This is a genomic window from Endozoicomonas sp. SESOKO2 (assembly GCF_024606245.1).
Lineage (GTDB): Bacteria > Pseudomonadota > Gammaproteobacteria > Pseudomonadales > Endozoicomonadaceae > Endozoicomonas_A.
Genome location: NZ_JAHHPQ010000153.1, coordinates 1 through 6,472, shown reverse-complemented (window position 1 = coordinate 6,472; position 6,472 = coordinate 1). Strand labels below are relative to the sequence as shown.

The 6,472-nt window shown below is 47.1% G+C and carries 4 protein-coding genes; 2 read left to right on the top strand and 2 right to left on the bottom strand.

The annotated features are described in order from the left end of the window. Together KDK17_RS03740 and KDK17_RS03735 are read left to right on the top strand one after the other, a co-directional pair. Positions 1–586: hypothetical protein (locus tag KDK17_RS03740; RefSeq protein ID WP_257287378.1), on the top strand; the 586-nt coding region annotated here is incomplete at its 5' end. A gap of 203 nt (positions 587–789) precedes the next feature. Further along, a complete protein-coding gene (locus tag KDK17_RS03735) occupies positions 790–4,044 on the top strand; it encodes a hypothetical protein (RefSeq protein WP_257287377.1) in 3,255 nt (1,084 codons plus the stop codon). A gap of 74 nt (positions 4,045–4,118) precedes the next feature. On the opposite strand, the gene KDK17_RS03730 is transcribed toward KDK17_RS03735, so the two are convergent. Then, entirely contained in the window at positions 4,119–5,522 is a 1,404-nt protein-coding gene (locus tag KDK17_RS03730) for a hypothetical protein (protein WP_257255024.1), read from the bottom strand. A 147-nt stretch (positions 5,523–5,669) separates the two neighbouring features. Beyond that, complete coding sequence (locus tag KDK17_RS03725; RefSeq protein WP_257287376.1) at positions 5,670–6,287, bottom strand: LysE/ArgO family amino acid transporter; 618 nt, start codon at positions 6,285–6,287, stop codon at positions 5,670–5,672. Positions 6,288–6,472 lie beyond the last annotated feature (185 nt).

Here is a 6,472-nt window from a genome sequence, read left to right as displayed (position 1 = left end):
GCAGGACATCCTGATACAAAAAGACCAGATCTACGTTGCCGTATTCAGCCCTGAGAGAGAGAAACTTTCTATCCGCCGATTTGCCACCGACAATGGACAGATTGATAGTGCTTTTATTATTGACGACAAGATTGATTTTTCTCCCCTCACACCGGGTTCGTTTGTAACCGTCAGGCTGATGATAACGGGAGATCATTTGCACGCCATTATATACAACAGTGATGGACAACTGTCCGTGTTTACTTATAAAGATCAGGTCAAAGTCCATCGTTTCGACACCACATTTAAACCTGCGACAGCGGAGTCTATGCGTCTGGTTTTTTTGGGTAATAAAGCCTATCTGGCGGTTGAAGTTGCTGATATTGAGGAGGGTAACAGGCAGGTACGGATGCAGGAAGTTTTTCTGGGTCTTGAAAACTTGAGTCCTCAAGAATTCCCTGCCACTTTATCGTCTGGGGTAAATACTCGATTTATAACGGGTTTTTTTGCAGGGTGTACTTTACTGCTTGGAACGGTTGCATTTTACGAACTCGCCAAGAGCTGGTTCAAAAAAGAACTAATTCAACAGGATGTGGAAACCCAATAATGTCTATTCTCAGGAACCGGCGAATGAGCCCCTGGAATGTCCAATCATCTCAGCCAAAAACAAACCAGGAAATTCCCCCTGATACCCCCTACTCAAACAGAAGCTTTCTCACGGTTCTCTGCATCTTTCTGCATGATGACATCACATGGTCTATATAGACGGGTACGATTATTTATTATCATTATCTCTACGGTAGTTCTTCAATGAATAAAAGTCTGATAAGAAATCAGAATCGGCTACTGACTATCAACAAAAAGTCGTCTGTACTATTGCTGTTACTTGTCGTTTGTATTCCAAACTGGGAAAGCTGGGCCGACACTATCGAGCTGGACAATAATAATTTCAATCAATATCTGAATGCCGACCACCCGGTCGAAGGTGACTATCGGTTGATCAGTGATATCAACCTGAGCTTCACTCCCTGGGAACCCGTTGGCAATGTCTCCGTTCCGTTTTCTCTCAATCTGGATGGCGGCGGCCATGTTATTTCTGGCCTTGAGGTTTCAACGTCAGCCTATAAAACTGCAACCGGCTTGTTCGGGTCATTACAAAACAGCATCATCAGGCGGATCCTGTTAAAACAACCAAAAGTGACCGGTGCCGGGTTTAGGAGCCCGACAGGTGCACTTGTGGGAGAGTTGAAAGGCAGCAGGATTGAAGAGGTGGTCAATTATGACGGAACCGTCAAAACGAAGTTTTCTAACAGTCATGCCGGAGGTCTGGCAGGCAGTGTTTCAGACAGCGTCATACACGACAGTGTAAACACCGGCACAGTAGTCACAGCATCAAGCGCCAGCACAGGTGGTATCGCTGGATTGGCCGATCAGACATCTACCATTTCAAATAACCTGAATACCGGAGCGATCATCTCCGGGGGTGCAGGTTCCTCGCCTGCCGGTGGCATTGTCGGAACACTGAAAAGAAGCGCTGCTCTCAATAATATGAATGTCGGCGACGTCACTGTTAGCCATACCGAAAGTTCCGGGGGGATTGCAGGAGAGGCAGCAGCAGCCAGAGTATCAAATAACCTGAACACTGGAAAAATGTCATCCACAGATGATCCGGGTATCGTCTACGTTAAACATGCAGGAAACAGGGGTGGAATAGTGGGGAGGGCATCCGGGCAAACCCTGGTCAGCAAAAACCTCAATACAGGCAGCATTTTCAACAACTATGATCGTACACACGCCGGTGGAATAGCGGGGCAAGTATACAATGCTACTGTTGTTCAAAATGTAAATACCGGAACTGTCAATACTGATAGCTGGTCATCATATGCCGGAGGTATTGCAGGAGGCGTTGAGGTCGGAAGCGTTCAGGATAACCTTAATGCCGGAGCGGTCATTTCGAAAGATTATGATTACGTCGGTGGCGTTTCCGGAGTTGCTGACGCGCCTGTCAATCCGGTCTTGGTTTACAACAATGTCAATACCGGGTCACTTGAAGCTAAGAACAGAGGCTATTACGGCACAAGCGGAGCAGTGGCAAAAGTTTGGATGGGAGAGCGTATTAAGAATAATCTGGATACATTCACAAAGTATCACCGTACTTTTGGTGGTCAGGAAGGATATAATGTAGGTGTCGTAAGAGTATCGAAAAACGCTCTCAAATCAAACCTGACCGGTTTGAGCAGCACACTCTGGAATGCCGGTGATGCATCGCAGCTGCCAATGCTTAAAGGCATTAACACCCCCTACCGTGAACTTGCCCGAATAAATGGCACCAAACAGACAAACAACCGGTTTCCTACAGTACTGAATGAGTTTGCAGACCCCGGTGGTTCCAATAATGCTACCTCTTTCAATCGTGCTGTCTGGAACGGTCAGGATGGCTATCTACCGTTTCCAAAAGCATTCTCCAAACCACAAACATTGTTGGCCGGAGTTGATTGCACACAGGGCGGATTTGACTGCAGCGAGGAAAAGAGCATCATGTCAGCCCCGTCAACTTCGTCAGTTCCGCCATCTACAAATCCTTCGTCGTATAAGGACTTGACTCACAGTAAATCCAGTACATCCTCCACAGCTTATTTAAGCGACTCCGAGCCTATCTGCCCGTCACTGGAGGGCAAACCTCTCTTCCAGGTGTATGACCCCGAAACCCAGCGAATTTACGTTGTCATTAAGCCTAAGTCGCGCTGGAAAGAACCTCGTCAAGAAATTATCCTGGTTCGTTATAAAGGCTCTGAACCGGATCACGGATTTGGTTGGTGCGGTATTGTGAGATACCTCCCCATCCAGTCCCGTTTCAGAAATATGCTGGTGGGCTACCAGCCTCTGGCAGGGCAGGTTGTTCATGAAACCAAAGGCTCTCACCTTGACCTTATCTCAACAACACCTTCAGAAAAAACGATCTTGTTCAGGTTAGATGTCACTGACAGACACAGATCCAGAAGAGGAGTCAGAATACATAGCGACGAATTCCCTGAGAATCTTCAAATAAGTGATACCGCTTTTCATCAGGGTGCTATGTATTTAACGGGAACCATCGATAACAGCCTGTTTGTCGGACGTTACCGCCAGGGAGAGCGCATGCTTTCCAGAAAGTATCCTGAAAACAGTGGGCGGCTTGATAAGGAGCAAGCGCTTAATCTGGAGCTCTCACCCGATGGCGAACACTTTTATGTGTTAGGCATAAGTGATGAACATGCCAACCATCCCCTGTTTATCAGACAGTACGACAGTAAACAGCTAACCCCCTCTGCCTCTTTTGGCAATAATGGCGAAGAAAGAATCAACGCCATTGACGATGATATTGACTCAGTCAACAGCCAGCAGGACATCCTGATCAAAAAAAACCACGCCTACGTTGCCCTATACAACCCTGGGGAAGGGAGACTGTCTATTCGCCGGTTTGCCACTGACAATGGACAGATGGATAGCGCTTTTATTATTGAAGATGAGATTGATTTTTCTTCCCGCACACCAGACTCATTTGCAGCCGTGAAGCTGACGACAACGAAAGATTATTTGCACGCCATTATTTACAACAGCGATGGACGATTATCAGTGCTTACTTATAAAAATCAAGTCAACATCCATCGTTTCGCCACCACATTTAAACCTGCACCAACAAAGTCTCTGCGCCCGATTTTTGTGGGTAATAAGGCTTATCTGGCCACTGAAAACGATGAGATTAGGGAGGATGGCCGGAAGACGGAGGTACGAATGCAAGAAATTTCTCTGGGCCTTGAATTCTTCAATCACCAAAAAGCCCCTACTGCTCTGGCTGCTGCGGGGTCAGCTTCGCAATCAGCCTCAACATCAGCTTCAGGATCGGCAGATGATACACCCTGGGGAACTGTGGCTGCTGCAGGAGGCACTGCAGTTGTTGTGATTGCAACCATCGCAGTCTATCTGGCGATCAAGAAGTTCAAAAGACAACCGACGGTATCAGAAATGGAGCCGAACGAATTGCAGCCATTACGCAATCTGCAGACAAGTTCTATAGGCTTGTGATATTCCTACCAAAGAAGTCTATAAGACTCGTTTTATGAGATTGCTCCAATGCATCGCGGTTGTCTTCCCCCCTTTTATAACGGATCAGCTGAAAAACAGAAGTTGCCTGACTTGCTTGCACAAGGTGACTCCTGTTTCTTTCTCCTGACCAGCTTAATACCCGCTTTTGCCAGAAGCTGCCGGTACTCGTGAGGTTTCAACCAGACAATGCGCCTCAGATCTTCCTCGCTCAGAATCTCATTAAGTGCCTCTCTCATCCGCGCTGTCTGCCCCAGCGGAAACTCTCCCACCATAATCAGAGGCAGATTAGCACCATCTTTATCCTTACCAATACCCTGTTCGCTCAGCCCCTCTACCACTCTTTTGATGGCTGGAATAAAGGTAGTCTTGGCACATTGGGTTAGCGTATCCTGACCGGCATACCAGTCTTTTTCAGTGACACCCTCTGGCACTTTATTCTGCTGCAACACCCAGAAGCCCAGATAGCCGGCTTCATTTTTCCTATCTTTCAAGCGAACAAACAGGTGATTAAATTTTCTGGTAGGCAGTGTAGTATTCAACCGCGCCTGTTCCGCTTTGCTATAGCCCAGATCAGGGTAGGCGAGGTATTCACCCTTAGGTGCGTGTCTATAAACATCAACGGTTGGCATAGCATTCATGGCTTTCAGAACCGGTACATGCCTCAGATCCAGTGTGTCAAAATCACTGGCTGTACAGGCTGCTGGCAGTTGATCAAGGAAGAATACCTGGATAGCTACGCCATATTCATAATCCCCGCCCTCACTGTCATAGGTCACCCGATCATGTCGCATTACACCATCCCGAATTCTGTAACCGATGGCATAGGTAGTCAGTTGAATAAAATCCAGATCCCTTAACTCGACGTCTTCACCCGCTTTCTGTTTGGCCAGTTTGGCCATCAGACGGGTATCTGAATCCATTTGTAACTGCTTATCGGGGGACATTTGGAAATGACGGAGCTTCAAAACCTCTTCCATGTTCTCGCGAATGTACTGCTCTTTGAAGACGACTCGGTCACCCACCACAAGGGCTTTTTTGTGATGGTCTTTATACCCGGCAATACCGACGAAAACGGCGTCAAGCTTGATTGTGTCATCATCCTTCAGATCAAGCCAATGGAAGCGGGCTGATTTCCTGAGATTATCAAGAGCATTAGCAAACAGAATCGTTTCTGAATCACGAAATACCAGATTGCCCGGATGACCCATACCGGTGAGTGAAGCCTCATAATAGTCTTCCTCATCCTTTGACCGACTGTAAGTGACATGAACCGGAGAGGCCACCGAGCTGGCCAGTACCTTCTCGGGATTGTCTGCCGAGGCCAGCACCATATTAACCTCAGCATTACTTTCATAGACCACCAGCACCAGATTGTCTGAATAGGTCTTGGCTAAAGCCAGTGAGCAGAACACACTGAGCAAGAACAAGACGACACTGTTTACGAGCCTGAGTCTCATCGGATCAACCCTTTTTCATAGAACCCTTAGCAAAGATTCTGTCCGATCGGACAGTAACCACCCATCCAGTTGTTAAGAAAAAAGTACTTGATCTTCAAAATAGTCAATGAAATGAAACCCGGAAGCATAATTCATTAGACAGAAAGGTTATAAAATATGCACCAGGTCCATTTGCACCAGACTCAGAGCCATGCTGAACATAATCAGACAGATCACCAGATCAATGATTTTCCATGCCAACGGGCGGGATAACAGAGGAGCCAGCTTCACAGCACCGAACCCAAGCCCATAGAACCAGATGAGTGATGCGGTGACAGCCCCTAGTACAAAATAACCACGCTGATCACCGTACTGAGCACCAATACTGCCTAATAAAATGACCGTATCAAGGTAAACGTGCGGGTTAAGCAGGGTGACCGCCAGAGTTGAAAGCACAATAGCCCGAACCGATTTTTGCACCTGCCCTTCAGCCTTGAGCTGCTCAGTTTTGAAACTGCGCCGCAGTGAGATCAGGCCAAATCCGGTCAAATAAACAACGCCTGCCCAGCGGGCTAGTTCAAGCAGTGTATTACTACTCTGAATAAGAGTACCAAGACCCATAACACCAGCCAGTATTAGCAAGGCATCACAAACTGCACATAGGGTGGCAATCAGAACAGGAGACTCTCGACGTAAGCCGTGAGCCAGTAAAAAAGCATTCTGACTGCCAATGGCTATGATCAAACCACCGCTTAATAACATTCCGTTCAGATAAATCTCCAGCATTGTCTAACTTTCTCTTTTTTTTCACTATTTTTATCAAGTGACGAACGCCCGTTATTCTCTAACAGCAGGCTTTCACAATAAGTTTTGAGGCATGCTGCTCAATATTCATCTAGGAGCCTGACCGAGAATGGCGCCCGTAGCGAGGACGGCAGAAAATTGAGGATGAAAATTCGGTTTTGTGAGGA